The organism is Myxococcus sp. CA040A (assembly GCF_013336725.1).
GTDB classification, from domain to species: Bacteria; Myxococcota; Myxococcia; order Myxococcales; family Myxococcaceae; genus Myxococcus; species Myxococcus llanfairpwllgwyngyllgogerychwyrndrobwllllantysiliogogogochensis.
Map to the genome: position 1 here is coordinate 571,700 of NZ_JABUMR010000007.1, position 24,927 is coordinate 596,626.

Here is a 24,927-nt window from a genome sequence, read left to right on the forward strand (position 1 = left end):
CTGGGCTCGTGGGGGAGCAGAAGAGTTCCATCATCCAGTTACAAAAACCATCCCGAAACTGGACTCGCGAAGAGTGCTTGTCTTTTGAGCCGTACCCCTTGCCAGGGGTTGACAGGCACGGGTGCGCGACTGGTGCTACTTCAGTTCACGCATGGACAGAGGGCAGCCCTCGAAGGTCCTGGAGGGCCGCAAGATTCTCCAAGAGAAGCTGGCGAGCACCTCCTAGAAGCAGGGCTCACCTCAGGAGCACACGACATGGCTTCCATCCGGAAAGAAATCACGACCCGCGCCACGCCCGAGTTTGTCTGGGATGCAATCCGCGACATCGGTGCGCTCCACACGAGACTGGTTCCCGGGTTCGTGGTCGACACGCGCCTGGAGCCCGGGGCCCGCGTGGTCACCTTCCGCAATGGAATGGTGGTCAAGGAGCCCATCGTGACGGTGGACGACGAGGGACGGCGCCTCGTGTGGGGCGCGGAGGGTGGACCGCTGACCCACTACAACGGAGCGGTCCAGGTCTTCACGGAGGGCACGGGGAGCCGGGTCGTGTGGACCGCGGATTTCCTGCCCCACGAGGCCAGCGCCGTCGTCGGCCCGATGATTGAGGAAGGCATGGCCGCCATGAAGCAGGCGCTCGACAAGGCCCGCTAACGCGTCGGGAGTTCGCGGAAGGTGAGGCCGTCCAGGCCGAGCCGGACCACGGCGTCCCTGAATCGCTCTGTGCCGATAACCATCGTCGCGAAGTTCGCCAATCGGAACAGGTCCAGTTCCGGAGGCAGCGAGGCCGCGTCCAGGATGGGTTCGTCGGGCCGACTGAAGCCGACTCGACCACAGGTCGCGCACGGAGGGGGTTCCTCTGGCGGGATGCAGTCGGCATGCAGAATGCCGTGCGGGTCCACCTGGAGTTCCAACAGGTCCGGTGGGTTCTTCTGTTTGAAGCGCAGAGCCGTCGGGAAGGCCTGAAGCCCTTGCAGTCCTCCGACCTGGAGTTGCTCAACCATCTCTTGGTCAAGCAGCAGCACATCGAGGAGCCACACGAAATCCGGGAGCTTTCCGGACGAAGTACCCACCAACGGGCCGAAGCTCGTGCCCGGAGGTAGCGCGGCATGGGGAGGCACCAGGGGGCGCACCCGTTCGCGAAGGCGCGTGAATTCCGGAAGGGGCTCGGGTCGGGCCTTCTCGAACTCGCGATGCTCTGGCAGTTGTGTCAGGTCCACGCCGGGGAAGTGGTGCCCCAGGCCTCCCCATGTTGCTCCGCACATGGGGCACTTCAACAAGCCCGGCAGATGCCATCGGTGCGATGCATCCACGTACCCCCGGTACTTCGCAGTAACGGCGTAGTCCTCATCCACCCAGAAAAATCGCGGCATCCGCCATCACGCTCCTGGCTTGGAATAGTACGGTCGGATGGGGCCACCGATGAGCTGGAAACGGTAGATGAGTTCCCCAGCGTGCTTGAAAATCTCTTCTGGTGAGGCGCCAGGCTTGCTCCTGATGAAGACCCGCCACGCCTCATTCCACTGCCCTCCGTGTCCTCCCACATTGTGAATTCGTTGATGAAGATCGCGCGGGATGGGCATGGTGTAGTCATGGATCTTGACGCCCTGACGCACGAACCAATCTTGAAGCCTTTGTTCCTGCGGGAAGATGTGGTGCTTCTCCCAACGGCCGGCCGTAAGCTGATGTGACGGAGGAATGATCCGCGCGGGGGCGCCATTCCAATTGGGAAACGTCATGACGGCGCCACGCGGGAGGTTCTGTGCTCCGCCCCAGTTCCTCCGAGGCCCACTGCCCGGCGCGGCAGCAGCCGCTGGCGGACGGGAGGGCGGGAAGCGCGCCTCCACGATTGCTCCCGGCATGTCTTCACACGGATAGAAGCCACAGGCGTCATCCAGGCACAGCAGGGTGACGCACTTGTCCTCCCCAGGGTCGTCGCACTCCACCTCGGCCTCATCCCATGCCTGCTGCAGGGGAGGCCTTCCGCCAGTGGAACAGCCCAACCAGGACACGACGAGCAGCGACAGCCAGAACGCGCAAGGGACTCGCATAGGCGACAAAACCTACCACCCTGGTCTGTCGTGGCCCTTACCGGCGCCGCGTCAGGGATTGAGCGCTCAGCGCCGCTTCAAACCATACATGGACATCAGGATGCCCTCGAAGGTCTTCGCGGGCAGCAGTGCCTTCGCCACCAGGGCCGCGCGCTGCGCGAGCTTCCCCACCGAGTACCGCACGTCAGGCGCCTCCACCTCCATCACCTCCAGCACCCGCCGCGCCACGTCCTCGGAAGGCACGCCCTCGCGCTCCTCCTTCTCGATGATGGCCAACACCTTCTCGAAGGACTCCTGATACGCCGAGCCCTCGCCAGACGCCGCCGCGCGCACCCGGTTGTCCGTCAGCCGCGTGCGCACGTCCCCCGGCTGCACCAGCGTGGCGTGGATGCCAAACGCCTCCACCTCCTGGCGCAGGCTCTCCGTCAGCCCCTCCAACGCGAACTTGCTCGCGCTGTAGAAACCCTGGAACGGCAACCCCACCGCCCCACCCAATGAGCTGATGTTGATGATGCGGCCAGAGCGCCGCTCGCGCATGGACGGCAACACCGCCTGGCAGACGCGCAACACGCCCAACACGTTGGTGTCGAGCTGCCGCCACGCCTCCTCCATGGAGGTGTCCTCCACCGCTCCCGCCAACGCATGGCCCGCGTTGTTCACCACCACGTCGATGCGGCCCTCACGCGCCAGCACCATCTCCACCGCGCGGCGCACGGACGCATCCTGCGTCACGTCCATCTCCAGCATCCGGTAGCCCACCGACTCCCGCACCGAGGGCTGACGGCTGGTGCCGTAGACGATGTGCTTGCGCACCGTCAGCAGCTCGACGCAGGCCTCGCCGATACCCGAGGAGGCTCCCGTGACGAGGACCACCTTGCTGCCCTGGGACGTGTCCATGCACGCCCATGATTCCGCGTCCCCTCCGCGCGCACCACGGGAACTCGCGGACGCGTGGCGTCACATTCCCGGGACACTGCTGGAGTCAGGAATTCCGGGCGGAACTTTCCGGGTCAGACGTGCTTTCGCACGGTGGGAGGCACGCGCTCCTGCCCCTCCGCATCCCTCGGGACGCCGTCCCAGGGCTGCTCGGGCCGGTAGCGCTGAACCTCGCGCACCATGAAGAACGCCGCCGCGGACAACATGCCCAGGTCATCCAACCAGCCCAACACGGGGATGAAGTCCGGCACCGCGTCCACCGGCGACAGGAAGTAGACCACCGCTACCACTCCGGCCAGCTTCCGCCAGAGCGCCACGCGAGGGTCCCTCACGTACTGAAAGAAGCGGGTGCCCATGCCACGAAGACCTGCGATGTTCATACCCACCTCTACGCACGGGGAGGCCGGGTGATTGCACCCCGGGAGCCACCCCCAGCGTACGCCGCCTGCCTGCCCGGAGGACAGCCAACCTAATCCGGACTGTCCGCCAGCACGCCCGCCTTCCCCACGATTTCCAGCCGCGCCCGGTCTCCCGGCCGCAGCGAAAGCTCCGGCGCCCCACGCACCACCAGCTCCATGCCACCACAGGCCACGGTGTACTCGGCGCTGGGGCCCTGGAACTCGCGCGACAGCACCTCCGCGCGCAGGGCTCCGCCCACCGCCACCGAATCCGTGTCCGGCACCAGCCGCAGTGACTCCGGGCGCAACGACAACAGCACCTTGCCCTTCGCCTGCCCCATCACCGGAAGGTTGCCCAACACCGTCCGCGCTCCACCGCCGAAACCCATGCCGGGCAATAGATTCGTGCCGCCCAGGAAGTACGCGACGAAGGCCGTGCGCGGCGCGGAGTAGACGGACTCGGGCGTGCCCACCTGCTCCACCTTGCCCGCGCGCATGACGGCCAACCGGTCCGCGAAGGCCATCGCCTCGCCCTGGTCGTGCGTGACGAGCACCACCGTGGCCCCCAGCGACTTGAGCACGCGGCGCACCTCGATGCGCGTGGAGGCACGCAGCCCGCTGTCCAGGCTGGAGAAGGGCTCGTCCAACAACAGCACGCGCGGCCCTGGCGCCAATGCACGCGAGAGCGCCACGCGCTGCTGCTGACCTCCAGAGAGCGAGTGCGGCATGCGCGAGGCGAACTCGCCCAGGCCGAACAGCGTCAGCATGGCGCGCGCCTTGTCCTCCGCCTCGCGCCGCGACAGCTTCGACAGGCCGAACGTCACGTTCTCCAGCACGGACAGGTGCGGGAACAGGGCGTAGTCCTGGAACACCATGCCCACGCTGCGCTGCTCCGGAGGCACGAAGGCGCCGGGGCCCACCAGCACGCGGCCGTCCAGGGTCAGGGTGCCCGCACCGGGACGCTCGAAGCCCGCCACCAGTCGCAGCGTCGTCGTCTTGCCGCAGCCAGAGGGGCCGAGCAGGGCCACCACCTCGCCGGGCTCCACCGACAATGACAGGCCATCCACGGCGGCGGTGCCGCTGGGCGTGTAGCGAAGGGACAGGGCGTCGAGCGTGAGCAGGGACATGGCGAAGGCGCCGCGCACCCTACCGCGTTCCGCCGCTACTTCCAGGGCGGCCGAGCTGCCATCCGCTTCTCGACGTCCACCTTCACGTCCTCGTCGACGAGGGAGACGATGCCGTCCGCCAGCACCTCCGGCAGGGCGGCCTCCTTGTGCGCCGCCCACCGCGAGTCGAAGACGTTCGGGCCCGAGAGCCTGCTCCGCGCCGGCTTGCGCACGGCCGTCTTCGGCTTGCCGTAGCCGCGGGGTCGTTGTTCACGATGTTGCCCGAGGAGAGGGCCCCAGCACCTCCAGCGAGCCATCGTCTACGCGTCCCGCGCCTCGAAAATCGCGACGCATGAGGGCACATGCGTCAGCCCCGTGGCGCGTCGCCCTCCTGCGACACGAGCAGCCCCACACCCAACGCGGAGATGGCCATCAGCACCAGCGCGGGCAGCGCGGCCTCCGCGAAGCGGCCCTCCGCCGTGGCACCCCACACGCGCGTCGCGAGCGTCTCGAAACCGATGGGCGCCAACAGCAGCGTGGCCGGCAGCTCCTTCATCGCCGTGAGGAAGACGAGCGCCGCGCCCGCAAGCAAGCCGGGACGCAAGAGCGGCGCGGTGACGCGACGGAACACCGCCGGAGGAGACTGCCCCAGCGACGTGGCGGCCTCCGCCAGATGGGGATTGAGCTGGAGCAGCGCCGAGCGCACCGTGCCCACCGCCTGCGGCAGGAAGCGCACCACGTACGCCAGCACCAGCATCGCCAGCGTGCCGTAGAGGAACGGCAGCGCGCGCACCCCCAGGAAGACGAGCGACAGCGCCAGCACGATGGGCGGCAGCGCATAACCCACGTAGGAGACTCGCTCCATCGCCAGGGTGAGCCGTCCCGGATATCGCACCGCGAGGAAGGCCAGCGGCAACGCGCCCAGCACCGACGCCACCGCGCCCAGCACCGACGCGAGCACCGAGCCGAGCGCCGGCGCCATCATCGACGCGCTCTCCCCCACCAGCCCCCGCACGCCCCAGTACACGAGCACGCCCACCGGCAGCACCACGCCCACCGCCACCACCGCGCCACACAACAGCAACGCCGGCAGTCGCCAACGCCCCAGCGACACGGGCGCGGACACCCGCGCGGCCCCCTTCGCGCTGCGGTGATAGCCCGCGCGTCCTCGCAGGCGAACCTCCAGCACCAGCACGGCCGCCGTCACCACCACCAGCGCCAGTCCCAGCAGCGCGGCATAGGTCCGGTCATACGCGCCCTCGTACTGGACGTAGATGGCGCGCGAGAAGGCGTCGTACTGGAGCAGCGCCACCGCGCCGAAGTCCGACAACACATACAGCCCGACGAGCAGCGCGCCGGACACGAAGGCCGGACGCAACAGCGGCGCCGTCACCTTCCAGAAGGCTCGCGCCGGACTCATGCCCAGACTGCGCGCGCCCTCCAGCCAGGCGGGGTCCTGCGAGAGCAAGCCCGCGCGCAGCGCGAGGAAGAGATACGGATACGTGGACACCGTCAGCGCCAGGAGCGCGCCGGGAAAGCCATACACCGAGGGCACCGGCAGCCCCCAGCGCGACAGCGGTTCCTCCAACACACCCCCGTTGCCGAACGTCGCCAGCAGCACGTAGCCGCTGACGAAGGTGGGCACCGCGAGCGGCACGCACAACAACACCGTCCAGCCGCGTCGTCCCGGGAGGTCCGTTCGCGTGGTGAGCCACGCCAGCGGCAGCGCCACGAGGGCGGCACAAGCGGTCACCGCCACCGCGAGCCCCAGCGTGCGCCACAACAGGCCCCACGTCTTGTCACGCCAGAGCAGGGCCCACGTGTCCGCATCGGCTTCCGCCGCGCGAACGCCCAGATACACCGCTGGCAGCACCGCGAGCGCGGCGACCACCAGCCCCGATACCAGCAACCACCCCGGAGGACGACGCGTCACTTCGCTGGCCTCAGAGGACGCCGGTGTCCTGGAGCAGCTTCACCGTGCCGCGCAGGTCGTCGAGCCTGGACAGGTCCAGGTCGGGCGAGCCCACCTTCGCGAGCGACGGCAGCGCCTCCGCCGTCTTCACGCCCTTCACCAGCGGGTACTCATACGTCTCCTGCGAGAAGTACGTCTGCGCCTCCGGCTCCAGCAGGAACGCGGCGAACTTGTGCGCGTTGTCCACCTGCTTCGTCCCCTGGAGGATGCCCACGCCCGCCACGTTCACCAACGCGCCCGGGTCTCCCGCCGCGACGAAGTAGTTGGCCACCGGCAGCTCCGCGTTGCTCTTCTTCGCGGCGTACAGGTAGTAGTGATTGACGAAGCCCGCGTCGATTTCACCACGGCCCAGCGCCTCGACGACGGCCGCGTTGTTCTTGTAGACGCGCGGCTCGTTGGCCTGGATGCCCTTGAGCCACGCGGTCGCCGCCTCGTCGCCCTTGAGCAGCCGCAGCGCGGTGACGAACGCCTGGAAGGAGGCGTTGGTGGGCGCCCAGCCCAGCCGGCCCTTCCACTTCGCATCCGTGAAGCCGAGGATGCTCTTGGGCAGGTCCGCCGGCTTCACCTTCTTCGTGTTGTAGGCCACCACGCGCGCTCGTCCACTGGTGCCCACCCACAGCCCCGTCGGCGAGCGGAAGCGCGCGTCCACCTTGTCCAGTGTCGCCTTGGGCAGCGCCTGGAGCCGGCCCGCGTTGCCCAGCGCGCCGAGCGCTCCCGCGTCCTGCGCGAAGAACACGTCCGCCGGAGTCTTGTCACCCTCCTCCAGCAGCGTGGCGGCGAGCTGCGGCGTCTCTCCGTAGCGCACCTTCACCTCGATGCCCGTCTTCTCGGTGAACTTCTTGAGCAGCGGCCCCACCAGCTTCTCGTTGCGGCCGGAGTAGACGGTGAGCGTCTCGGCCGCCAGCGCGGTGGAGGACACGGACAACAGCAGGGTCAAAAGGAGTTTGCGCATCATGGCGCGGCACCCTAACGGACACGCCCGCACGGTTCCACCCGTTGCATGCTCCCGAGGGCGCCTCGCGAGGCCCTGGAGGCGGCCCTCGGGAAGCGGGCCCCGGCCCTCCGTGTTGCCTGCACGGACTGTCGAAGCGCGAACATCGACTCCGGACCGCGCGCGGCATCAGACAGTTCCACGGACGTCAGGTTAATCTGCCGCGCGGTGCTTCCTTGACGTCTTGGAGGTTCATCCCATGCATCGTCTGTACACCGCAGTGTGCGCCGCGACCCTGTTGCTCGCGGCTCCGTCGTTTGCCCAGCCTTCCGCCGCGCCCGCCCCCGCGACGGGAAGTCCCGCCGCGAAGCCACAGGCGCCCGCGAGTCCCCCCTCCGCTCCCAAGTCCGCGATGCCCAACCCGATGAAGCTGTCGGCGGAGAAGACCCAGGTCGCGCTCCAGAAGATGCCCCAGGCGCGCCCCGAGGACGTGAAGACGCAGGACGGGCTGCTCGCCGCGCTCTACGACGTCATCAGCGGACCCGCGGGCAAGCCGCGTGACTGGCAGCGCTTCCGCTCCCTCTTCTATCCCGGCGCGCAGTTGGTCTCCGTCCAGCGCGCCAGGCCCGGTGGCCTTCCGGGTGTCGCGCCCATCACCCCCGACGACTACGCGGCCTTCAGTGAGGAGCTCTTCAAGACGCGAGGCTTCTTCGAGAAGGAGACGCATCGGCAGGTCGCCGGCTATGGAGACCTGGTCAACGTGTTGAGCGCGTACGAGTCCCGCGAGTCGCCCGAGAGCCAGCCGTTCTCCCGTGGCATCAACAACGTACAGCTCATCTTCGACGGCCAGCGCTGGTGGGTGCTGCACATTTCGTGGACGGATGAGAAGTCCGCGGGCGCGCCCGTGCCGGCGAGCTTCACTCGCAAGTAGGCCCGCCATGCCTCCCAGGTCCTCGTGCGATGCGCTGGTGGTGGGCAACTACTGCCATGACGTGTTGTCGCGAGGCCCGGGGGACACGGTGCACACGCTCGGGGGTTCGGCGGCGTACATCTCCTCGGTGTTCGAGGCCATGGGTGTGGACCATGCGGTGGTAGCGGTCGCGGGCGAGGACTTCGCCTATGCGGACCGCGTGCGGTATCCGCCGCTCATCGTCCCGGGCACGCGCACCACGCGGTTCATCGCGGACCTGAGCCAGGAGGAGCGGGTGCTGCGAGTGGGTGCGCGCGCCGCCCCCATCCGCCCCAAGGACATCATCTTCGACGCGCGGGTGGCGCTCGCTTGTGGAGTCATGGGGGAGGTGCTGCCCGAGACGCTCATCCGGATGTCCCAGCACGCGACACAGGTGCTGGCGGATGCGCAGGGGCTGCTGCGGACCCTGGATGAACACGGCCGCGTGCTCAATCAGAGACTCGAGGACACGCCCTTCGCGGCGCTCTTGGGGCACCTGCACGTGCTCAAGGCGAGCGAGGAGGAGGCGCGTGTGCTGGACCTCGACGCCGTGCGCGCGAAGACGTGTCTAGTGGTGACGCGAGGCGCGAAGGGATGCACGGTGCTGACCGCGCGAGACACGCTCCAGGTGCCGTCCTGGCCCGTGGAGGAGGTGGACCCGACAGGCGCGGGAGACTGCTTCCTCGCGGGCTTCACCCTGGGGCTGCTGCGCGGGGAGTCGCTCGCGCGCTGCGCGGAGCTGGCCAACTGGTTCGGCGCGCAGGCGGTGACCCAGGTCGGCGTGCCCAGGTTGGATGTGTCGCGATTGCCCGCGGCGCTGCGCTGACTGCCTGGAACATTCTGCTCGCGTCGTTCGTGGCTGCGCTCCACCTGCTCGAGTGCAAATCCTGCTCATGAATGTCTGAGATTCGCACGGCGACACGGTGGATAGTGTGCCGCCAACAAACCACCAGGAGTCAGACATGCACCACGGTTCACGAAGTGCCGTTGCCATCTCGATGCTGGTTGTCGCCGTGCTCGCGGCCTGCGGTGAGGATGGGCGCGAACAGCCTCCCTCTCCCCAGGGAGAGCTGGTCCACTCGGAGCAGCCATTGCTGACGCTCGTCGAATGCCTTGTCGGCTCGGCGGCCATCAACTATTCGCCGCCCCTCAAGAACGTGGAGCAGGACGTCACCGTCGTCTCCACGACTGTCTATTCCAACTGCATCTCCTTGCTGGGAGGAGCGGTGACCTCCGGCACCAACACCATCCGCAGCTTCAGGCCCGGCTTCTCCTGCATGGACCTGTTGAGCATCGGCTCCTCGACCTCTGTCATCACCTGGAACACGGGAGAGACCTCGACGCTGATTCAGACGCGCGTGTCGTCGCAAATCAATGGCAACCTCGCCGTCCTGACGAACGTGGGAACGGTGGAGTCGGGCAAGTTCGAGGGTGCCACCGTCACGAGGACCACGACCTACCTCTCCACGGACCTGGCCGCCTGCGACAGCCCTGAGGGACTGTCTCGACTGAGTGGCCTGGCGACCCTCTCCCTCACCGGCCTGCTCTAGCCACGGCATCCCGCATGAAAAAGCCCCTCCCTCCCAGCGCGGGAGAGAGGGGCTGAAACGTCTCGGCTCAAGCCAACGTCAGGCCTGCGGCTCCTCGGAGCCACCGCCCTCATCGGCCACGGGCGCCTCGGTGGGCTCCTCCGGCTCGGACGCGGCGGGCTCGGACGCGGACGGCTCGGCAGCCACGTCCGTGGCGCCAGCGACCTCGGCCGGAGGCGTCGTCTCCTCCTCGGACTCCTCGCCCTCGGGCAGCTTGGAGAGGGCCATCACCTTCTCCTGGTCGTTCTCCAGCGCAATCAGCCGCACGCCCTGCGTGTTGCGGCCGATGACGGAGATTTCCCGCACCTTCATGCGGATGAGCATGCCGCCGTTGGTGACGAGCATCACCTCGTCGGACTCCTTCACCTGGAGCAGGCCCACCACCTTGCCGTTCCGCTCGGTGGCCTTGATGTCGATGATGCCCTTGCCGCCACGGCCCTGCTGCCGGTACTCGGACTCCTCCGTCCGCTTGCCGTAGCCATTCTCCGTCACGGTGAGGATGGCGGAGTCGTTCTCCACCACGTCGGCGCCCACCACCTCGTCGGTCTCATCGAGCGTGATTCCCTTCACGCCGAAGGCCTGGCGGCCCATGGAGCGGACCTCCGTCTCCGGAAAGCGGATGCTCATGCCCGACGCCGTCGACAACAGGATGTCCTTGGTGCCGTCGGTAATCATCACCGCCACCAGCTCGTCCCCCTCGTCGATGCCCAGCGCGATGATGCCGCTGGAGCGGACGTTGTCGAACGCGCTCAGGTCCGTGCGCTTCACCACGCCCTTCTTCGTCACGAAGAAGACGTACCGGTTCTCCGGGAAGTCGCGCGTCACCAACACCTGCGCCAGCCGCTCGCCCTCGCCGAACTGCACCAGGTTCACCATCGCCTTGCCGCGAGACGTGCGGCTGGCCTGCGGAATCTGGTGCACCTTGAGCGAGTACAGCTTGCCCTTGGTCGTAATCGGCATCAGGTACGCGTGGGTGCTGGCCACGAACAGCTTGCTGACGAAGTCGTCTTCCTTCGTCGCCGCGCCCGTCTTGCCGCGTCCACCGCGCTTCTGCGCCCGGTACTCCGACAGCGGCGAGCGCTTCACGTAGCCCGTATGCGACAGCGTGACGACCATCGTCTCCTCGGCGATGAGGTCCTCGCTGGTCATGTCATCCACCGCGCCGATGATTTCGGTGCGGCGCTTGTCGCCGTAGCGCTCGCGAATCTCCATCAGCTCCGTCTTGATGACGGTGAGCAGGGAGAGCTCGTTGGCGAGGATGTCCTGCAGGCGCGCCACGTCGCGCACCAGGGCAATCAGCTCGCGGAACAGCTCCTCGCGCTGCAGGCCGGTGAGGCGCTGCAGGCGCATCTCGAGGATGTTCTGCGCCTGCTCCTGGCTGAAGCCCGCGCCCTCGTACTTGTGCGCCAGGCCCTGGTAGGCGGGCTCCTCGTTGCGCGCGCGCGAGACGAGCATCTCCATCTGCGCCTTCGCCTTCGCGTAGTCGATGCGCTGGAGGTTGGCGAAGCGCTCGTGCTCGTAGAGGGTGGGCGACAGGATGTTCATCAGGCCCCAGCGCGCTTCATCCGGGTCCCTGGACGCGCGGATGAGGCTCACGACGAGGTCGATGAGGTCCTGGGCCACCAGCAGGCCCTCGACGATGTGCATGCGCGCCATCGCCTTGCGCAGCTCGTAGCGGCTGCGGCGCGTCACCACGTCGCGGCGGTGCGCCACGAAGCGGTCCAGCATCTCCTTCAGGTTCAGCGTGCGCGGCTGGCCGCCGTCGATGGCCAGCATCACCGCGCCGAAGGTCGTCTCCAGCGCCGTGGAGGCATACAGGTTGTTGAGCACCACCTGCGAAATCGCATCGCGCTTCAGCTCGATGACGATGCGCATGCCCTGACGGTCGCTCTCGTCACGGATGTCGCTGATGCCCTCCAGCTTCTTCTCGCGCACCAGCTCGGCGATCTTCTCGATGAGCCGCGCCTTGTTCACCTGGTACGGAATCTCCGTGAAGATGATGGCCTCGCGGTCACCCTTCTTCGACGTCTCGATTTCCGACCGGGCGCGCACGGTAATCTGCCCGCGGCCCGTCTCGTAGGCGCGGTGGATGCCCTCGCGGCCGGTGATGAACGCACCGGTGGGGAAGTCCGGGCCGGTGATGAACTCCATCAGGTCCCGGACGGTGCACGTCGGGTGGTCGATGAGGTGCAGCGTCCCGCTGATGACCTCCGTCATGTTGTGCGGCGGGATGTTGGTGGTCATGCCCACCGCGATGCCGCTGCTGCCATTGACGAGCAGGTTGGGGAAGCGCGCCGGCAACACGAGCGGCTCCTGGAGGGAGTCGTCGTAGTTGGCGCCGAACTCGACGGTCTCCTTGTCGATGTCCGCCAGCAGCTCCTCGGCCAGGCGGTCCATGCGCGCTTCGGTGTAGCGCATGGCGGCCGGCATATCGCCGTCCACCGAGCCGAAGTTGCCCTGGCCGTCCACCAGCAGGTAGCGAAGGCTCCACGGCTGCGCCAGGCGCACCATGGCGTCGTAGACGGATGAGTCGCCGTGCGGGTGATACTTACCGATGACGTCACCGACCACGCGCGCGCTCTTCTTGTACGGGCGGTTGTGGTAGTTCGACAGGTCGTTCATCGCGAACAACACCCGGCGATGCACGGGCTTGAGGCCGTCGCGGACGTCGGGCAGCGCGCGACCGATGATGACGGACATCGAGTAGTCGAGATACGAGCGGCGCATCTCGTCTTCGATGTTGACGGGAATGAGCTCTCCGGCGCCGTCGGGAGGCGGAGGCGGGGAGGGCGGTGCCGGCTTGTCGGTAGTGTCGTCGGCCATGGGCTCTGGGAGTGGTCGCGGAGGGACCCCGCGAGGGGCCGCCATCCAGTGTGGGAGCGTTCGTAACCCCTGGATTTCCCTACGTCAACAGGGGAAACGAAGGGGTGAGCGCCCGGAGGTCGAAGTGGTTCGATAACAGGTCGAAGGGGCGCGAAAAAGCGCCCCCTACTGAACGCTCGAACCCCCTCGTTTCAGCCCGCTTTTTCGCGAGAAATTCAGGCCCTTCGGAGGCCTCAGACGGGGCGCTGGGTCCCCGCGGGGCGCAGGGGGGCTGCCAGGCGCTCGGCCTCGGTTCCCAGTGGGCCCTCCGGGTCCTTCGCCCGGGCCTTCTCGAAGGCGGCGAGCGCCCCCTCGCGGTCTCCCTTCAGCTTGAGGGCCACGCCCACGTTGAGGTGCGCGGCGGCGGAATCCCGGTCCATGGACACGGCCTCACGGAACAGTGTCAGCGCCTGGTCCACGTCACCCGACAGCAGCGCCTCCTTGCCAGCCTGGACGCGCTTCTCCGCGTCATTCACGAGTTCCACCTGGAAGACACTGTGGCCCACCACGTTGGCGATGAGCACGCGCAGGATGCCGCCCCAGTAGAAGGTGAGGCCCTCCGCGGCGACGACGGCCGCCAGCGGAAGGTCGGGGAGCAGCTGCTTGCCCCGGAACTTGAAGCGCACGCGGGTGTAGCGGCCCTTGTTGGCCCAGTGGACGACCTCGCCCTGGAGCTTGCGCAGCCCTTCTTCCATGCGCTTGGGGTCGATTTCGAAGGGCAGCACGCGGCCGTTGCCCTCCTCGCCCGAGGGCAGCGCCTTGGGCGCGTTGATTCCGGGCTCGTCGGTGAAGACGGGCTCGGCTTCGAGGACGATGGGAGGAGCCTCGACGGGCGCCGGGGTGCGAGCGGCGGCGGGCTTCGCTTTCGCCCTGCCCTTCCTGGGAGCAGCGGCACGGGCGGCGGGCTTCTTCACCTTCACCTTCGTGGCGGACTTGCGGGAGGAGCTCTTGGCCATGGTCATCACCTTAAACGAGCCACGGCGCAGACGCTTGCGCGCACCGGTTTGTCTGGACTGACAGAGAGCTTCTTCACAAGGGCTCGATAGGACTTCACATGGGGGCGGTCCTCGGCGCGGACGAGGTCGGGGATGATGGCCGCGCCTTCCCCCGAAAGGATTTCCGACGCATGAAGCGCGCCCGGCACGCCCTCCTCTCCGCCCTGCTCCTCTCCGCGCCCCTGGCAGGCGCGGCCGGGGACTCCGTCGTCACTGGCGACCCCTGGCCGCGCATCCGCAAGGAGCGCATCCAGAAGCTGCTGCCCCAGGCCATGGCCCGCGCCAACGTGGATGCCTGGGTGGTGTTCTGCCGGGAGAACGACAATGACCCGCTGGCCATCCACGTCGGCGGGGAGAACGCGGGGGGCACCGCGGCCTTCCTGTTCCTTCGACAGGGCGACGCGGTGCGCGCGGTGGCGCTGTCACCGGCGGGCGAGGCCACGGCGCTGCGCGAAGTGGGGCCGCTGGACGAAGTCGTTCCGCTGGAGCGCGGCGTGGACCTCTATGCGCAGGTGGCCGCGAGGCTCGCCGCCGCGAAGCCCGCGCGCATCGCCATCAACGCCTCCACGGCGGTGACGGTGGCGGACGGGCTGTCCTCCTCGCAGCGCACCGCGCTGGAGAAGGCACTGTCCCCCGCTCAGCGCAAGAAGCTGGTGTCCGCCGAGGACGTCGTCTCCGAGTGGCTCTCCGTGAAGCTGCCCGAGGAGGTGGACATCCTGCGCAAGGCCGCCGCGCTCACCTCACAGCTCGAGGTGGAGGCGTACCAGAGCGTGGTGCCGGGCAAGACGCGCGACGTGGACGTGGCGCGCTTCCTCAAGAAGCGCATGGCGGAGCTGGGCGTGGGGGACGCGTGGGCACCGGACCAGAACCCCAACGTCAACAGCGGGCCCACGCGAGGCCACTCACACGCCACCGAGCGCGTCATCCAGCCGGGTGACTTCATCCAGACGGACTTCGGCATCCGAGTGGGCGGCATGTGGGTGACGGACATCCAGCGCTTCGCCTACGTGCTGGCCCCGGGTGAGACGCAGCCGCCGAAGGACGCGCTGGAGAAGTGGGAGAAGGGCAAGAAGGGCAGCCGCATCGCCCTGGCGGCCCTCAAGCCCGGCGCCACCGGGTGGGACGTGGACAAGGCCCAGCGTGACTGGATGCGCGAAGCGGGCTCCGAGCCCGTCATGTGGGGCACCGGTCATCCCGTGGGCTACTGGGCACACGACGTGGGCCCGGCCCTCTCCGGCGGCGCGAAGCCCAGGCCCGCGAAGGGACAATCCCTGCGCATCGTCCGCCCCGGACAGGTATTCGCCTTCGACGGCTTCTTCGCCTGGCAGGACGGCGCTCCGGACGCGCAGCGCATCGTCTCCGTGGAGGAGATGGCCGTCGTCACCGAGACGGGCGCCGAGTACCTGATTCCTCCCCAGGAAGACCTCGTGCTCATTCCCTCCGCGCCCGCACCGGGGCAATCGGGACCTGCGGCTCCCAGGCCGCGCTGACGAGTTGCGTCGCGCGCCCTACCCTCCAGGCTGGCCCGGCTCATAGGATGAGCCGGGCTTGCCGGGAGAGCGCGATGCAGACCGTGCTGGTAATCGACGATGATTTGTTCGTGCTCTCGCTGGTATCGGACATCGTCCAGAGCGCGGGCTACCACGTGGTGACGGTGCAGTCTCCGGAGGCGGCCTTCCAGCAAGACCTGGAGAACATCTCCGCCATCCTCTGCGACTACAACATGCCGGAGATGAATGGCGCGGACGTGCTCATCGCCATGCGAGAGCTGAAGGAGTGCCACGCGCCCTTCATCTTCCTCACCGGACACGAGCAACTCGACGACCTCATCCCCGTCGCCATCCGCTACGGCGCGGAGCTGCTGCCCAAACCCATCCATCCGGTGGAGCTGATTCGGCTGCTCATGAAACAGCTCGCCAACGTCGCGGCCTGAAACATCGCGACACGGTGAGACAGTCGGAAGCGCCCGAGGCTCGACATCGCCTCGGGCACTGTTTCATGCGCTCGCGTCAGGCCAACGCCTGGATGAGTCGCTCGGCCTGCTCGCGCCACTCAGGAGCGAGGCGGGGCAGCGCCAGCAGCTCGCGGGCGAGCGCCTTCGCGCGGTCCTTCTCTCCCAGGCGCGCGTGCACCACCGCCAGGTTGAGCCGGGGCTCCGGACGCTCCGGCGCGCGGCGATGCGCCTCTTCCAGCACCTCCAGCGCCTGCTGTCCGGCACCCGGGAGTTCATCCTCCGGGATGCGCATCAGGAGGTTGCCCAGGTTGTTGGCGGGGGCCCAGTCGTCCGGGGACAGCTTCACGGCCTCGCGCCACGCGGACAGCGCGGCGGGGATGTCCACCGGCTCCGTGGCCTCCAGCGCCATGCCCTCCACCATGCGGCTCTGCGCGGTGGCCTGGCCTCGCGACGCCAGCTTCCGGCACAGCTCCAGCGCTTCTGGCAGCCGGCCCTGCGCCAGGCGCAGCCGCGCCAGGTTCCCCTGCGCCGCCGGGCTGTCCGGCTCCACGCGCGCCAGCGTCTCCGCCGCCTTCACCGCGCCGGGCAGGTTGCCCCGCGCCAGCAGCACGTTGCACAGCCCGTTGAGCAGGTACGGGTCGTCCGGGAGGACCTTCAGGCCCGTGGTGAGCAGCTCCTCGGCGGCTTCCAACTCGCCACCTGCCTGGAGCGCCACCGCGAGCACCAGGTAGCTGGGCCCGTGCCTCGGGTTGAGGCGCAAGGACTCCTGGAGGTGGTGGAAGCCGTCCTTCAGCTTCTCCTGCGCGAAGAGCACGCGCCCCAGGTGGAAGTGGTGGATGCCCGCGTCCGGAGCCAGCTTCACCGCGCGCTCCAGCGCCGACTGCGCCGCCGCGTTGTCGCCCGCTTCCGCCAGCAGGTAGCCCTGGCCGAACCACGCCTCGGCACGCTGGGGCTGCGCCTTCGCGACCTTCCGGTAGAGCGCCAGCGCGCCGGCCGCATCGCCGCGTCGGGTGAGGAGCGCGGCGCGGACGAGCTGCACGCCCGGCTCTTCCGCGCTCAGGCCCAGAAGCCACGACTCCGCCTGGGCCTCGTTGCCATCGAATGCCGCGAGCCGGGCGAGCGCGACCCGGGCCGCCAGGTCCGAAGCATCGCGCTTGAGCGCGGCCTCGGCCTCACGGCGTGCCTGGTCCAGCTCCCCGGCTGCGAGAAGTGCGTCGTACCTGGCGGTCTCCGCCATCAGCCAAACAGCCCCTTGAAGAAGTTGCCGACGGACTTCACCACATTCTTGACCACTTCGACCGGCTTCTCGACGACGCTCTTCACCGCGTCGGCGATCTTGCCGAAGTTGATGTCGACGTCGAAGCCCAGCTTGAAGCCGATGCCCAGCGCCGCGCCGAAGTCCACGCGCGCCTTGAAGCGGCCGTTGTCCCAGCTCGCCTCGGCACGGGCCGACACACCGACACCCGCCCACGCCTCCGCGCGACCGGTGACGCCGCCGAAGTCGCCCAGCTTCACGTTGCCCGTCACACCGGCGCGGGCGCCGATGAAGGCGTCACCGCCGACACGAGCCGCGTACTTGCCGTTGATGGGGTCCAGCGTCACTTCACCGTGGAGACCCGCCTTGGCGCCCACCCAGGCCTTGCCCTGGAGCTCCGCCTGAATCGGGCCGACGCCCGCGCGCAGGGTGCCTTCGGCGTCCACCAGCGTGGCCTTCGCGTCCAGGTCACCCCGGGCGAACAGCTTGCCGCCCTCGATGCCGACCTCGCCGGAGCCCTTCAGCTCCGCCTCGAGGACGCTCATCTTGCCGTAGCCCTGGGCCACGCTGTTCGCGTCGCCGAAGCCGCCCTCGAACTTCTTGACCGCCGCGCCCTTGGTGAACTGGCCGTCGATGCCGACCTTCGGAATCTGACCCAGCAGACCCGCCAGGGGCCCCGTCACGCGCCCGGAGGACTCGTGCTGGGACTCCGTGCTGTAGCTGGTGTTCCAGTTCTGCGTGGTGCTCTTCTCACGCTCGAAGTGGCTCTGGAGGCGGCCGTCCTGGAAGGTCGTCTGGACGCCGGTGTTCGTGTCCTTGACCACCTTCTCCGTGGTCGTGTTCTTCACCACCGGCGTGTTCTGGGCGGTCTGCGTGGACCGAGACTGGGGCTGCTGACCGCGGCGGATGGAGCGATCACTCATGAAAGACCTCGGAACGGGGACGACCGAAAGAGAATGTGAGGGATTCTCGTGGGCTGTGTGGATCAGTTGCGTCCTGGACGGAGTTTTTCCTACAGGCGCGCCATGAACCAGCGGGCAATGAGCGGAATACTGGCCCCCACCCCTACGAGCCCGAGCCCCACGACGAGCCGGACGAAGCTGGGCCCATGGGCGCCGGGCTCCAGCACCGCGTCCGTCGGGTCCCGTGGGTTGTAGGCGACCCGGACCGACTGTCCAGGCGGATAGCGACGCAGGGTGGCCTGGGCGTCCTGGGGGTTGGTGCGCGCGGTGGGGTCCACGCGCAAGGTGGCGGTGCCCACCAGCACGCGGCCCACGGAGTACTCGTACTGGACGCGGGCTTCGTAATGGATGCGGGGCTCGGGTTGGCCGGGAACCGGGAGGCGGTGTTCCACTTCCTCGGCGGCCAGGACGGTGCCAGGCACGGTGGGCCAGCGGCGGGAGCGCAGGGCCCTCAGGACGTCCTTGAGACCGGCGACCACGAAGACCCCGCCGACCGCCGCGAGCAGCGCACAGATGACGCAGATGACGACCCAGAGCACGCGCACCGCGCGGACACTACCAGAAGCCTCCGGGCGGCACGGCTTGCGGCCCGTGTCTCAGCCCATCACCACGAAGAGCTGCCGGCACTGCGCCAGGAGCTGGCCGTCCTCGGTCCACAGCTGCTGGAAGTCCTCCGAGTAGCCTCCGCTCGCCTGGAGGGAGCGGCCGGTGCGCAGGAACTGGGCGTCCGGCTTCAGGCCCGCCTGGGGCAGCGTCTGGAAGAAGTGCATGGTGAAGTCCACGGTGGCGGCCGGGCGGAAGCCGTCCACACGCGAGAGCACCGAGGGCGGGTACGCATCCATCAGCCCCACGCACAGGGGCGCATCCAGCACCGTCGGCTCCCTCGGGCGCAGCCAGCCGCCCGTCTCCGCGACGGCGGCCCCCGCGTACGGCGCCGAGCCGATGCAGAAGCGGAACTCGAAGAAGCGGCAGAAGTCCGGCATGGGCACGTCGTCCGGAGTCATCGGCACCTCGTGCGGAGGCGGGACTTTCGGGGGCGACATCTCCAGGTACTCGATGGCGCCTCCGCGCGCCGCGCCAAAGGTCGCGCTGCCCATGGCCACCACGCCGGAGTCGTTCTCCACGCGCACCGTGGCGTGGGTGACCAGCTTTCCGGCCCGTTCGATGCGCGTCGTCACCCGCGCCTCGCCCTCCACCGCCGGCGCGCAGAAGTGCATGGTGAAGGAGCGCACCGGCCGCGCCGCGTCACCCACCGTGTGCTCCAGCGCGCGCAGCGCGGTGCCCGCGACCAGGCCTCCATACGCGCCCCGCCCCTGGTACCAGGGCGAGGTGAAGCGGACGAGGTAGCGGTTCGGCCCGACGGGCTCGGGCGTGGAGGCGGCGAGGAAGGCGGCGGTCATGTCGCGACGCACCGTATCAAGCCACCGCCCGCCGAGAACGGACTGTCAGCGCCGGGCGACCGGGCGTGCGCGTGTCACCGCGTCAGGCGCCAGTCGATGGGCGGCCGCCCCTTGGACTCCAGGGCCTGGTTCACCGCACTGAAAGGCCGGCTGCCGAAGAAGCCGCTGCTGGCCGACAGCGGAGACGGGTGCGTGCCCTCGATGACGACATGGCGCGTGGCATCGATGAGCTTCTTCTTCTTCTGCGCGTACTTGCCCCACAGCAGGAAGACCACGGGCTCCGTCTTCTCGCTCACCGCGCGGATGACCGCGTCCGTGAAGGCCTCCCAGCCATGGCCCGCGTGGCTGTTGGGCTCCGCCTGACGCACCGTCAGCACCGCGTTGAGCAGCAGCACGCCCTGCTCCGCCCAGGCAATCAACGAGCCGTCCTTGGGACGCGGCACCTTCACGTCCGCCTCCAGCTCCTTGAAGATGTTCACCAGCGAGGGCGGCGAGGGCACCCCGGGCTTCACCGAGAACGCCAGCCCATGCGCCTGCCCCGGCCCGTGGTACGGGTCCTGGCCCAGCAGCAGCACGCGCACGTCGGCGTAGGGCGTCAGCCGGAAGGCGGAGAACAGGTCCTCCTCCGAGGGGAAGACGGTGGCCTCCTGGCGCTCCTTCGCGACGAAGCGCTCCAGTTCCTGGAACGAAGGTGAATCGAGCGCGGCCTTGAGCGCCTGCTTCCAGTCCTTCGGCAGCTTGTCCTGCAACATGTGAGTGCCTCCCCGACCAACTCGGCGGGGCATTGAAACACCCCCTTCCCACGGGGCCCATCCCTTTCGTGACGCCGTCGGAGAGCCGACAGCGTCACAGGAGGCGGGCGGGCGGGCACGGCGGGTTCTTGGGCGGAAGGCACCGGCCGCGCTAGCCTGGGGGGCGCCATGACGATGTACACCGAGTCACTCCGCGCCTTCCTCAAGCCCGTCCTGCCCTACCTGGACGACGAGGCGGTGTCGGAGATCATGATCAACGGCCCGACCGACGTGTGGATCGAGAAGAAGGGCCGCCTGTCGCGCACGGACGCCACCTTCACCGAGGAAGGCCTCATCGGTGCCGCGCGCAACATGGCCCAGTTCGTCGGCCGCATGCTCACCGAGGAAAGGCCCCGCCTGGACGCGCGCCTTCCGGATGGAAGCCGCATCCACGTGGTGATTCCGCCGATTGCCCGCAAGGGCACCACCATCTCCATCCGCAAGTTCTTCAAGGAAAAGCTCACCATCAATTCCTTGTTGAAGTTCGGCTCGCTGACGCCGCAGATGGCACGGCTCATCGAGGCGGGCATCGCCACCAAGCTCAACATGCTGGTGGCCGGCGGCACGGGCTCCGGCAAGACGACGCTGCTCAACATCGTCTCCTCCCTCATCCCCGACGAGGAGCGCATCCTCACCATCGAGGACTCGGCGGAGCTCCAGCTCAACCAGACACACGTCGTCGCGTTCGAGAGCCGTCCGCCGGACAAGTTCGGCAAGGGCGGCGTGGACATGGGAGACCTGCTTCACTCGGCGCTGCGTCTGCGGCCGGACCGAATCGTGGTCGGCGAGGTGCGCGGCGGCGAGGCGTTCCACCTCATGCAGGCGATGAACACGGGCCACGGCGGCTCGCTGGCCACCACGCACGCCAACACGCCCACGGACACGCTGCGCCGCGTGGAGTCCCTGTGCCTCATGTCCGGCATCGAGCTGCCCATGGTCGCCGTCCGCGCCCAGGTGGCCAGCGCCATCAACTTCATCATCTGCTGCGAGCGCTTCCACGACGGCAGTCGCAAGACGAGCGCCCTGTCGGAGGTGCTGCCGCTCACCGAGAAGGGCGACTACCGCACCCAGGACATCTTCGTCTTCACGCCCGTCACCAAGGACGAGGACGACCACATCCTCGGCTACCACGCGCCCACGGGCATCATCCCCAACTTCGTCGCCAAGGCGAAGGCGTACGGCTTCGCTGACCTGGACGAGTCCTTCTTCGACCCGGCGACGTACGGCATCCCTCCTCCGCCCGTCTTCCACGCCGGCGAGGCGTACACCGTGCGCTGGGCCCCCTCGCTGAAGCACCGCGAGGAGGGACGTCCGGACCCCGACCACTTCAAGAAGGAGTGGTCCGACTTCGAGGAGAAGCTGCGGCAGGATGCCCGCGACGCCAAGGCCGCGCCCCCCGTCCAGGTGCAGGTGCCCGCGAGCCTCCCCGCGTCCGTCGCCAAGCCGGCAACGCCGCCTCCCGCGGCCCGGCCCGCCACCGCCACCCCGCCCGCGGGCCACGCCGCCGCCAGGCCCGTGGCCGCGCCGCGTCCACCGCCGCCCCCCGACGAGGGCGATGACGACCGGACGCCGCCCCCGACCCGGAGCCCCTTCGCCTCCGAGGCCAAGGTGGAAGTGGACGAGGAGCTGCTCACCGACGCGGGCCGCCCCCCGCCGCCGCGCCGCCCCGGCACGCCCCCACCCAGGCCTCCGCCCCCCGGCGGCGCCCGTCCCGCGCTCGCCGCGCGCAGACCCCCGCCGTCCATCCCCTCCCGACCCGCCGACGATGAAGAAGACGAGGACACCAGCGCCCCCTCGGGGCCGAAGGAAACCTCCGAGAAGACGCAGATCCGCCCCGCGCCCCCCGAGCGCCCCCGCCGCTGAAGTTTGACTGACAGTCTTCGGGTGCTCCCACCGCCCTACCTGGGCGGTGGGGTCAGCTCCCACCGCACGCACCGAGAGCGCGCGCGATGCCACCCGAGGTGAGCAGCCCCTGATTCCCGGCCTTGCGAGGAGGTCGTGTCGGGGGGAAAGTGATCGTGTGTTGATCTCCCTCGTCGCCGTTCTCTCCGTGGTCGCCCAGGCGCCCACGGCGCTCCCGCAGGGGCCCCTGAGTGTGTTGATCGCCCCACCGGATGCGACGGGAGCCCCGGCCCACATCGTCGAGTTCGCGCAGGAGCACGTGGCGGAGCAGCTCGAGTCGCGCGGGCTGCGCGTCATCCGCATCGAGAACGTCACCCGGAAGCTGCCCGCCACGCGGCGCCGCACGCTGCTGCGCTGCAAGCGCACGGAGGCCCCGTGTCTCCAGTGGCTCGGCACGGCCAGCAAGGCGGAGGTCGTCCTGGTGGCGGAGCTGGGTCCACGTGCTGGCGGCTACCGCGCCGGCGCGCGCGCCTATGCGGCGAAGGACGGCATGCTCATCTCCGAGCACTTCGTCCTCGACGTGCCGGAGGACAAGCTCCTGGACGCGCTCACCCAGGCCCTGGACGTGGTGGTGCTCAACACGCAGCGCGCGCTGCGGGGACTGCCCCCCGCGCCGCCCATCGACGACGTGCCACCTCCCACGCGGGTGGCCCGGCCTTCCGTGAAGGATGCGCCGCCGCCCGTGGAGCGCGTCACGCCACCGCCGATGGAAACACCGTCCGTCGCCGTCGCCACGACGTCCTCCGCGCGCCGCTGGGCGTGGCTGCCCGCGGCCGGAGGCGTGGTGCTGGCGGGAGTGGGGACGGTGTTCTACCTGAAGGCCCGGGACCGGTATGACTCCCTGGAGAAGGGGACGGTCGACGCGCCCGTGCGCGACTCGAAGGCGCTGGTGTCGGAAGGAAAGCAGGCGCAGACGGTGAGCCGCGTGGCCCTTGGCGTGGGCGCCGCGGGCATCGTCGCTGGCGCGGTGATGTTCCTGTGGCCCGATGACCCGCCTCCGCAGGTCCTCCCCTCCGCCGCCGTGAGCTCCGGTGGCGCCATGGTCGGACTGTCCGGGACGTGGCCGTGACTTCGAGGAATCCCATGCGAAAAATCTGGACGCTCGGAGCGATGGGCACGGCGCTCGCGGCGGTGCTTTCCGCGGGGGGCTGCTACGACTTCGACGCCGCGCAGAAGCGCTGCCGCGACGAGGGACGGTGCGAGCAGCAGGTCGTGCCAGACGCGGGCTGCATCCCCACCAACACCGGGGAGGACCCTCCGGACGATGAGTTCAAGGACTCCGACTGCGACGGCGTGGATGGCCGGGCCAGCGCGGGCCTCTTCATCGACCCGGTGTACGGCGACGACGCCGTCGGCACGGGCACCCGCGAGGCTCCGCTGCGCACCGTGCGCCACGCGCTCGGGCTGCTGCGCCAGTGGGACGGTGGCGCCCCGACGCGGCTGTATCTCGCGGGCGGCACCTATGACGAAGGCGAGCTGGTGCTGGACGTGCCCGTCTCCGTGCACGGTGGCTATTCGGGGCGCGACGGCGGCTGGGGACGCGTCAGTGGCCAGGTGGCCGTGTTGGACAACGGCGGCACGACGGGCCTCACCGTGCGGGGCGTGACGGACGCGGGAATCGTACTGGAGTACCTGCACATCCGCTCCGCGGACGCGGTGGAGCCCGGGCAGCCCTCCATCGCCCTGAAGGTCATCGACGCTTCGGGCGTGCGGCTGCGCCACACCGTGCTGGAGGCGGGACGCGGCGCGACGGGTGCACAGGGCCTGACAGGCGATGCGGGCGCGGAGGGTCCGGTGGGCCAGGTGGGCGAGGTCACCACGGGAAACCCGAGGGTGATACCGGGAATCGGAGGTGAAGGCGGCGTCAATGTCCTCTGTCCCGGCGTCGGCGGACGCGCTGGAGGCCGAGGCGCGAATGGCGCGCACCTGACCTCGGGTGCCGACGGCGGCCCGGGCGAGCCGGGCCCCTCATCCGGAGCCCCGTTGTTGGGCGGCGCTGGAGGAATCGGCGGCGACAAGACCGAGTTCACCTGTCCGGCAAGTGGCATCTGCATCTGCGTCGCGGGGACGGGCACGCACGGCGGCAGGGGAGCCCAGGGGGGCGGCGGCGACGCGGGCTCGAGCGGTTCGGGCCTGGGGGTGCTCTCCAAGGAGAACCAGACCTGGTCGGTGGGCGTCGAGCAGCAAGGAGGAATTGGGGAGCCTGGCCAGACGGGCAGCGGCGGAGGCGGAGGCGGCAGCGGCGGCGGCTGCATCCTCACCAACAGAACCGTGGACGTGGCGGCCAGCGGCGGTGGCGGCGGCGGCGGCGCGGGAGGCTGCCCCGGCACGGGCGGCACGGGTGGTGGCGGGGGTGGGGCGTCCATCGGCCTGCTCGTGTTCGACGCCCAGGTGTCCCTGGAAGCGGGCTCCCGCGTCGAGACGCTCGGAGGCGGCGCGGGCGGCAAGGGAGGCGCGGGCGGCGGCGGCGGACTCGGCGGGGACGGAGGCCTGGGCAGCGCCTTCGCCGATATCATCGCGGAGGAGTCCGGCCAGACCATCAGAGCCTACAGCGGCGTCGGCGGCAACGGGGGCTCAGGCGGCCCCGGCGGCCCCGGCGGAATGGGGGGCGGTGGGGGCGGCGGTCCATCGGTGGGTATCTGGTGTCAGCGGGGTCAGGTCACCCTGGATGGCGGGGTCACCATCTCCCAGGGGGCCGGCGGCGCGGGCGGCGAGAACAACGGCGGTGAGGGCGCATCCCTGCCGACGACGGGATGTGTGCCCATCCAATAGGGTCATCCGTCGGCTGTCCGACGCTGTTGGACAGGTCGACGCCGCGGGGTGTGCGGTGCTTGAACGCTCGCCCTGCACTCGGGTCCGAACCACATCGCGTCATTC

General features: G+C 69.2%; 24 protein-coding genes. 9 read left to right on the plus strand and 15 right to left on the minus strand.

The genetic code is table 11. The features are described 5' to 3' along the window. The first annotated feature begins 255 nt into the window (after positions 1–255). On the plus strand, positions 256–651 hold the full coding sequence (locus HUA75_RS32300; protein ID WP_141647570.1) for an SRPBCC family protein: 396 nt from the start codon (positions 256–258) through the stop codon (positions 649–651). Here HUA75_RS32300 and HUA75_RS32305 read toward each other — a convergent pair. From HUA75_RS32305 to HUA75_RS32340, 8 genes are all read right to left on the minus strand, one after another. Then, complete coding sequence (locus HUA75_RS32305) at positions 648–1,370, minus strand: double-CXXCG motif protein (RefSeq protein WP_174488570.1); 723 nt, start codon at positions 1,368–1,370, stop codon at positions 648–650. The genes HUA75_RS32300 and HUA75_RS32305 overlap by 4 nt on opposite strands. Positions 1,371–1,376: 6 nt before the next feature. Beyond that, positions 1,377–2,048, minus strand: a complete 672-nt coding sequence (locus tag HUA75_RS32310; RefSeq protein WP_174459925.1) for a TIGR02269 family lipoprotein — start codon at positions 2,046–2,048, stop codon at positions 1,377–1,379. A 66-nt stretch (positions 2,049–2,114) separates the two neighbouring features. Next, positions 2,115–2,945, minus strand: coding sequence for an SDR family oxidoreductase (locus HUA75_RS32315; protein WP_174488571.1), 831 nt, complete (start codon positions 2,943–2,945; stop codon positions 2,115–2,117). 113 nt (positions 2,946–3,058) lie between these two features. Continuing rightward, positions 3,059–3,364: a YkvA family protein gene (locus HUA75_RS32320; RefSeq protein WP_246137681.1), complete on the minus strand. Its 306-nt coding sequence runs from the start codon at positions 3,362–3,364 to the stop codon at positions 3,059–3,061. Positions 3,365–3,453: 89 nt separating this feature from the next. Continuing rightward, positions 3,454–4,509 carry an ABC transporter ATP-binding protein gene (locus HUA75_RS32325; RefSeq protein WP_141647566.1) on the minus strand — a complete coding sequence of 352 codons (1,056 nt, stop codon included), beginning with the start codon at positions 4,507–4,509 and terminating at the stop codon, positions 3,454–3,456. 35 nt (positions 4,510–4,544) lie between these two features. Then, positions 4,545–4,721: a hypothetical protein gene (locus HUA75_RS32330; protein WP_174488572.1), complete on the minus strand. Its 177-nt coding sequence runs from the start codon at positions 4,719–4,721 to the stop codon at positions 4,545–4,547. Positions 4,722–4,855: 134 nt separating this feature from the next. Further along, positions 4,856–6,421: an iron ABC transporter permease gene (locus HUA75_RS32335; RefSeq protein ID WP_174488573.1), complete on the minus strand. Its 1,566-nt coding sequence runs from the start codon at positions 6,419–6,421 to the stop codon at positions 4,856–4,858. Between the two features lie 10 nt (positions 6,422–6,431). After that, positions 6,432–7,415 (minus strand): iron ABC transporter substrate-binding protein, encoded by a 984-nt coding sequence (locus HUA75_RS32340; protein ID WP_141647563.1) that lies wholly within the window; start codon positions 7,413–7,415, stop codon positions 6,432–6,434. A gap of 235 nt (positions 7,416–7,650) precedes the next feature. Here HUA75_RS32340 and HUA75_RS32345 point away from each other — a divergent pair, with 235 nt between their 5' ends. The 3 genes from HUA75_RS32345 (at position 7,651) to HUA75_RS32355 (ending at position 9,890) form a co-directional block, all read left to right on the plus strand. Continuing rightward, positions 7,651–8,322, plus strand: coding sequence for a nuclear transport factor 2 family protein (locus tag HUA75_RS32345; protein ID WP_141647562.1), 672 nt, complete (start codon positions 7,651–7,653; stop codon positions 8,320–8,322). 7 nt (positions 8,323–8,329) lie between these two features. Next, complete coding sequence (locus HUA75_RS32350) at positions 8,330–9,166, plus strand: PfkB family carbohydrate kinase (RefSeq protein WP_174488574.1); 837 nt, start codon at positions 8,330–8,332, stop codon at positions 9,164–9,166. A 136-nt stretch (positions 9,167–9,302) separates the two neighbouring features. Next, the gene (locus HUA75_RS32355) at positions 9,303–9,890 is read left to right on the plus strand and encodes a hypothetical protein (RefSeq protein WP_174488575.1); all 588 of its coding nucleotides are present in this window, start codon (positions 9,303–9,305) and stop codon (positions 9,888–9,890) included. A gap of 78 nt (positions 9,891–9,968) precedes the next feature. Here the strand turns inward: HUA75_RS32355 and gyrA are convergent, their stop codons facing one another. Next, complete coding sequence (gene gyrA, locus HUA75_RS32360) at positions 9,969–12,752, minus strand: DNA gyrase subunit A (RefSeq protein WP_174457398.1); 2,784 nt, start codon at positions 12,750–12,752, stop codon at positions 9,969–9,971. A 233-nt stretch (positions 12,753–12,985) separates the two neighbouring features. Further along, positions 12,986–13,747 carry a M48 family metallopeptidase gene (locus tag HUA75_RS32365; RefSeq protein WP_174488576.1) on the minus strand — a complete coding sequence of 254 codons (762 nt, stop codon included), beginning with the start codon at positions 13,745–13,747 and terminating at the stop codon, positions 12,986–12,988. Between the two features lie 170 nt (positions 13,748–13,917). Here HUA75_RS32365 and HUA75_RS32370 point away from each other — a divergent pair, with 170 nt between their 5' ends. Beyond that, on the plus strand, positions 13,918–15,276 hold the full coding sequence (locus HUA75_RS32370) for a M24 family peptidase (RefSeq protein ID WP_174459935.1): 1,359 nt from the start codon (positions 13,918–13,920) through the stop codon (positions 15,274–15,276). 74 nt (positions 15,277–15,350) lie between these two features. Continuing rightward, positions 15,351–15,719, plus strand: coding sequence for a response regulator (locus HUA75_RS32375; RefSeq protein WP_141648109.1), 369 nt, complete (start codon positions 15,351–15,353; stop codon positions 15,717–15,719). A gap of 76 nt (positions 15,720–15,795) precedes the next feature. Here the strand turns inward: HUA75_RS32375 and HUA75_RS32380 are convergent, their stop codons facing one another. From HUA75_RS32380 to ung, 5 genes are all read right to left on the minus strand, one after another. Continuing rightward, positions 15,796–16,977 (minus strand): tetratricopeptide repeat protein, encoded by a 1,182-nt coding sequence (locus HUA75_RS32380; protein ID WP_141648108.1) that lies wholly within the window; start codon positions 16,975–16,977, stop codon positions 15,796–15,798. Next, positions 16,977–17,918, minus strand: a complete 942-nt coding sequence (locus HUA75_RS32385) for a hypothetical protein (RefSeq protein ID WP_141648107.1) — start codon at positions 17,916–17,918, stop codon at positions 16,977–16,979. Before HUA75_RS32385 ends, HUA75_RS32380 begins: the two co-directional genes overlap by 1 nt. Before the next feature lie 89 nt (positions 17,919–18,007). Beyond that, on the minus strand, positions 18,008–18,502 hold the full coding sequence (locus HUA75_RS32390) for a DUF3592 domain-containing protein (protein ID WP_174488577.1): 495 nt from the start codon (positions 18,500–18,502) through the stop codon (positions 18,008–18,010). A 51-nt stretch (positions 18,503–18,553) separates the two neighbouring features. Further along, the gene (locus HUA75_RS32395) at positions 18,554–19,357 is read right to left on the minus strand and encodes an acyl-CoA thioesterase II (protein WP_141648105.1); all 804 of its coding nucleotides are present in this window, start codon (positions 19,355–19,357) and stop codon (positions 18,554–18,556) included. Between the two features lie 74 nt (positions 19,358–19,431). After that, positions 19,432–20,109 carry a uracil-DNA glycosylase gene (gene ung / locus HUA75_RS32400; RefSeq protein ID WP_141648104.1) on the minus strand — a complete coding sequence of 226 codons (678 nt, stop codon included), beginning with the start codon at positions 20,107–20,109 and terminating at the stop codon, positions 19,432–19,434. 168 nt (positions 20,110–20,277) lie between these two features. Here ung and HUA75_RS32405 point away from each other — a divergent pair, with 168 nt between their 5' ends. The 3 genes from HUA75_RS32405 to HUA75_RS47585 all read left to right on the plus strand — a co-directional run bounded on the left by HUA75_RS32405 (position 20,278) and on the right by HUA75_RS47585 (position 24,822). Continuing rightward, entirely contained in the window at positions 20,278–22,011 is a 1,734-nt protein-coding gene (locus HUA75_RS32405) for a CpaF family protein (RefSeq protein ID WP_174457405.1), read from the plus strand. A gap of 157 nt (positions 22,012–22,168) precedes the next feature. After that, complete coding sequence (locus tag HUA75_RS32410; RefSeq protein WP_371746240.1) at positions 22,169–23,119, plus strand: hypothetical protein; 951 nt, start codon at positions 22,169–22,171, stop codon at positions 23,117–23,119. 14 nt (positions 23,120–23,133) lie between these two features. Then, positions 23,134–24,822: a hypothetical protein gene (locus tag HUA75_RS47585; protein ID WP_174488578.1), complete on the plus strand. Its 1,689-nt coding sequence runs from the start codon at positions 23,134–23,136 to the stop codon at positions 24,820–24,822. Positions 24,823–24,927 lie beyond the last annotated feature (105 nt).